Annotated in this window: 5 protein-coding genes; 1 reads left to right on the forward strand and 4 read right to left on the reverse strand. The window is 47.2% G+C overall.

Annotation, left to right across the window (positions count from 1 at the left end):
• The first annotated feature begins 133 nt into the window (after window positions 1–133).
• On the forward strand, window positions 134–679 hold the full coding sequence (locus tag ACRCZA_RS06035) for a DUF3332 domain-containing protein (RefSeq protein ID WP_438673563.1): 546 nt from the start codon (window positions 134–136) through the stop codon (window positions 677–679).
• A 141-nt stretch (window positions 680–820) separates the two neighbouring features.
• Here the strand turns inward: ACRCZA_RS06035 and ACRCZA_RS06040 are convergent, their stop codons facing one another.
• From ACRCZA_RS06040 to ACRCZA_RS06055, 4 genes are all read right to left on the reverse strand, one after another.
• Complete coding sequence (locus ACRCZA_RS06040; protein WP_438673564.1) at window positions 821–1,030, reverse strand: YgdI/YgdR family lipoprotein; 210 nt, start codon at window positions 1,028–1,030, stop codon at window positions 821–823.
• A gap of 316 nt (window positions 1,031–1,346) precedes the next feature.
• A complete protein-coding gene (locus ACRCZA_RS06045) occupies window positions 1,347–2,339 on the reverse strand; it encodes a 2-hydroxyacid dehydrogenase (protein WP_438673565.1) in 993 nt (330 codons plus the stop codon).
• Window positions 2,340–2,574: 235 nt separating this feature from the next.
• Complete coding sequence (gene fccA, locus ACRCZA_RS06050; RefSeq protein WP_438673566.1) at window positions 2,575–4,368, reverse strand: fumarate reductase flavoprotein subunit FccA; 1,794 nt, start codon at window positions 4,366–4,368, stop codon at window positions 2,575–2,577.
• Between the two features lie 302 nt (window positions 4,369–4,670).
• Window positions 4,671–4,870 (reverse strand): hypothetical protein (locus ACRCZA_RS06055; protein ID WP_438673567.1); only part of this gene is annotated, 200 nt, incomplete at its 5' end.

A 4,870-nucleotide genomic window follows, 5' to 3' on the forward strand; every position in this document is an offset into this window, starting at 1 on the left:
ATTTATTTTAACAACTGCGTGGTAGTTGATTACATCTAGCGCTGTTTGTTTACCCGTTCCTGTGGTGAAGCTCACAGTATGCCCGGTTAAGATGTTTAATATTTGCGCTTTCGTTTTTGACTGAGATAAACCAATGAAATCTAAATTATTAGCCGTTACTGTGGCAGCATTATTAACAACTCAACTGACCGGTTGTATGGGTCAAATGGGGTTAAGCAAAATGGTGACTAAGGGTAACCTTAGCGCGGTCGATAATCGTTATGCACGTGCAGGCCTATTTATGCTGTTAAGCCCTGTTTATGGTTTAGCGGCAACGGGTGATATGTTTATCATCAATACTATCGAGTTTTGGACGGGTAAGAACCCGATCACGGGTCAATCACCCGCTGTCGTAGATATGCCTGTTGATGCGATTTTTAAAGTCAATCCTCATGTGCCTAGCGATCTAAAAACGGCGCCAGTTAAGTTGACTAAAGCGGAAATTGCTTATCCTGATGCGCAAACAGTAGCAATGACCCTAGGCTATGAAGATGGTAGCACCCAGTTATTATCAGGCCGTAAAGACGGTGAGAATGTGGATTTTTACCTTGATAATGAGTTCATTGCGCGCGTAAGCAACCAAGAATTGATTGCTTACGGTGAAAGCCGTTTGCAAGCGAATGCTCAACCTGCTGCATAACACTGCCATCTCCTCCTTCGGCCCATTCATTGCCTCTTTTTGGCATTAACTCAAGGGTGGGCTTTTTGGGGAGTGAGTGTGATAAACAGGGCTGCATAAAGTGCAGCCCTTTTTATTACTATTCTTAAGTTCATTAATAGGTTATCGCTCAATGATTTGGGTGACATCATCTTGCTTTATCATTATTTCTCGTCCGTCTTCATCGTAATAGCGATACATGCCCGTTGTTTTATCGAGTTTGGGCTTGCTATCAGTGGCGATCATTTTGCCGTCTTTGGTGCTCATAATGTACTGGGAGCTACATGCGACAAGACTCAGTACGCATGTGATGAGTAGTATGATTTTCTTCATGTTTCCATCTCTTTGCTTCACTCTCACGGTGAGAATGCTAAGTTAAGCCTAGTTCAATTGGCGTGACATGAGTAAATGGACGCACCGTTTTATTGGGTCGCATATTGTCAGCCAATACAGCAAAATTTTTTAGTTAAGTACGAACTATGGGAGTGGGTTGAGGACAGTTTAGCGGCAGATATGTGCGAGCGTGGACGGACGTATTGCTGATACCTGCAATAAGGCGTGCGATACACGCCTCACTGCAGATGGGATTGGCGCTCTCGCTCTTAACAACCGTGTATCGGTGAGCCAGATACGCTTAGCGTTGCTTGCTCTATTTAATCAGTTCATTACCTGAGGGCCGGCCTTCAGCGAGTGCCTTGAGGTTGCTGAGGGTGGTTTTGGCGATTGCGCTTAAGGCTTCTTCGGTCAGGAACGCTTGGTGGCCAGTGAAAATCACATTATGGCAGGCCGACAAACGTCGAAATACGTCATCTTGGATCATTTCATTGGATTTATCTTCAAAAAATAAGCCTTTTTCATTTTCGTAGACGTCGAGCCCGAGCGAACCGATTTGGCCACATTTTAAAGCTTCCATGGCATCGAGGGCATTGAGCAAACCGCCGCGGCTGGTGTTGATCACCATGACACCGGGTTTCATCTTGGCAAAGCTTTCTTTATTCAATAAATGGTGATTATCGGCAGTCAGTGGGCAATGCAAACTAATGATATCGCTGTTTGCATAAATCGCGTCCAGATCTTGGTATTCAACATTGAGTGCGACTACCGCAGGATTGATAAAAGGATCGAAGGCTATGACTTTACAGCCAAAACCAAGCAGGATTTTGATGGTCGCTAAGCCAATTTTCCCCGTACCAATGACGCCGACGGTTTTGCTGGACATATTAAAGCCCACTAAGCCTTCGAGGGAAAAGTTGGCGTCGCGCGTGCGTTGGTAGGCTTTATGGATTTTACGGTTAAGGGTGAGCATTAACGCGACAGTGTGTTCGGCCACAGACTCTGGCGAGTAAGCGGGGACGTTAACCACTTGCATCCCTAAGCGTTTGGCGGCGACTAAATCGACATTATTAAATCCTGCACAGCGCATGGCAATGATTTTGGTGCCGCCTTTGGCCAGTTCTGTTAACACTTCTTCATTGAGGGAGTCGTTAACAAAGGCGCAGATAATTTCAAAGCCTTCGGCCAGTTTGACGGTTTGCATGCAGAGGCGATAATCGAAATATTCAATTTGCGCCCCAAAGTCGACATTGGTGCGGTTAAAATATTCCATGTCATATTGTTTTGCGCTAAAAAATCCCACTCTCATTACAATCACCTAATTCAATTATGGATATTATTGACTGCCACGCAGTGTAAGTGAGTTAGCGCTTTTTGTCGTTAATCTTACAAAAGCGCTTTTGTAAAAGGTGAGCTTCATCATCGAATGGGTAAAAAATAGGCGAACCCCTGACGGTTCGCCTATTTATCTTACATGAGTGTATTTATCTTACATTGGTGGAGTCACTGTGTGCTGCATCTTAAACGCGCTAAGTGGACGAGCACTATTTTTTATCCTTAGCGTATTTTGCCGCAGAATCCCCTGCGATGCGGCCAAAGGTCACGATATCGGAAATGGCGTTACCACCTAAGCGGTTGGCGCCATGGACCCCGCCGGTCACCTCACCGGCGGCAAAGAGTCCCGCAATTGGCTTACCGGTTTTATCGCTCTTCACTTCGGCTTTGGTATCGATCACGACGCCACCCATAGTGTGGTGTACGGCTGGGGCAATTTCTAAGGCGTAGAAAGGTGCAACGATGAGTTCCCGTGGCAAATCTGGGCGCTCAAATTGGGTATCTTTACCGCCTTTGACGTACCCATTGTAGGCCGTGATGGTTTTGGCTAATTCGGCGGCAGGGATGTTGAGCTGTTTGGCGAGCTCTTCAACGGTTTTGCCTTCTTTAACAATGTTTAAGTGCATATAGCCTTCGATGGCTTTTAAACTCTTACGGATAGCATCATCGAAGACTAAGTAGGCACTTTCACCTTTTTGCTTAAGGATCGCCGCAGATGCCTTATCGCGGGTGGTGATTTCGTTCATAAAGCGGTTACCGTCACGGTTAACCACGATAGCTCCGTTACCCCGCACCGCTTCGGTGATCATCACGCCACCCTCGGGGGAGTAAGTGGGATGTGCTTGGATATACTCTAAGTCACGGGTTGCGGCGCCTGCTTGCTGGGCGACATCGAGACCATCACCTGTCGCACCTGGATGGTTGGTGGCTTTGAAGCCTGTTAATTTAGGATCGTATTTCGCTACGCGTTCGTTGTTTTTCGCAAAGCCCCCGGCCGCAATCACAACGGCATCGGCTTTGATCACGTAGTAACCTGTGTATTCACCTTTGACTAATACGCCACTGATGTTACCACTGGCATCTTCTAAAATACGCACGACACGGCTGTTTAAACGAATGTCAGCGCCGCGTTTAACCGCGTTATCCCACAGTACTTGGGCGACATGAGCCCCTACACCCGCGCCGCCGGTTGGACGGTGACTGCGGTTAACGCTTGCGCCGCCCATGCGGCCAACATCGCTCATGTCGGCACCCAGCGCGGTGAGCCAATCGATAGAGTCAGAGGAGTTGTTAGCTAAGGTTTTGACTAATTCTGGATCGTTAATATTGCGGCCACCTTTCATGGTGTCGTCGATCATGATTTGTTTTTTATCTTGGATGCCTAATTTAGCCTGCGGCTTGGTTTCGGCGGCGTTCATGCCTCCCGCGGCAAGCTTAGTGTTCCCCCCAGGAATGGGTTCTTTTTCAAGTAAAATCACGTTAGCACCAGCATCGCGAGCAGAGACGGCTGCGGCTAACCCTGCGCCACCGGAGCCGATAATCACGACATCGGTGGTTTCTTTTACTCCTGCGGCAATGGCTTTATCTTGGGCGGCTTTGTCGGCATCGACGGGCACAAATTTACGCTCCCATTTGCCACCAAAGGGCATATCAAAGCCAAAGCTATGGCAGGCATCACAGTAACTCACTGATTTTTCGTGGCCTTTGTGGCAGCTAGTACACGCAATTTCGCCGATGAGGTGGGACTTATGGGGGGAGACTTTATCTTTTGGTGTTGCGGCGGCCAGTTCGTTTAAATCGCCGTGGCAACTGATGCATTGGGCATTTTCATGGGTGAGGTTGTCATTGGTGACGCCGCCTTTGTCAGAAACGTGGCAAGTATCACAGCTCCCCATTTCACCGTGGAAATCGGCTAATACCTCTGGTTTGGCATAGGCGCTTCCCGCCATGACTCCTGAGATCAGCATCGCCAGTGCTGTTTTTTGAATTGTTCCTATGAACATAATTGTTCCTCCGCCGTAAATGTGTCTACTTAATAAGGGATATTGATGTGGCGTGATGTGGGATGTGTTACTTCGCTCACGCGGTTTCGATCGTTTTCTGGCGAGCAAATTAGCACTAACCCAAAAGGGATATGTGTGTGTAGATCACATAACGAATGTAACTTGCTAAGTTACACATTTGAACTGTGCTGCATGATTCAAAATGGCCTGATAATCGCGGCTGTGTCACTGGCTGCGTTTACTATAACTTGCGCGAGTTAACATATTTGCACTCGCTAAAGTAGTGATTGCAAATAATAGAATCAATGGGTTAGCAGTAAATCTGTCGGTGTTGTTGCTGGTTTGTTGTGTTTCTTGGTCCAATACAGCAATGACAGGTCGTCAATGAAATGGGGTATGATCTGGCCGGATTTTGCAATACCCTTAGGGGCGCGGTTATTTGTCGTTGAAATTAATATTGAATGCTTAAGGTTGGGTATATGGCTGAGGGGTTTATCTCGCA

The sequence above is a fragment of the Shewanella sp. genome, assembly GCF_051658185.1.
Classification (GTDB): domain Bacteria; phylum Pseudomonadota; class Gammaproteobacteria; order Enterobacterales; family Shewanellaceae; genus Shewanella.

Bases quoted from the DNA above. Each gene is read 5' to 3' on its own strand.
- ACRCZA_RS06040 (WP_438673564.1), bottom strand. From the start codon at position 1,030: ATGAAGAAAATCATACTACTCATCACATGCGTACTGAGTCTTGTCGCA.
- ACRCZA_RS06045 (WP_438673565.1), bottom strand. From the start codon at position 2,339: ATGAGAGTGGGATTTTTTAGCGCAAAACAATATGACATGGAATATTTT.
- ACRCZA_RS06035 (WP_438673563.1), top strand. From the start codon at position 134: ATGAAATCTAAATTATTAGCCGTTACTGTGGCAGCATTATTAACAACT.
- fccA (WP_438673566.1), bottom strand. From the start codon at position 4,368: ATGTTCATAGGAACAATTCAAAAAACAGCACTGGCGATGCTGATCTCA.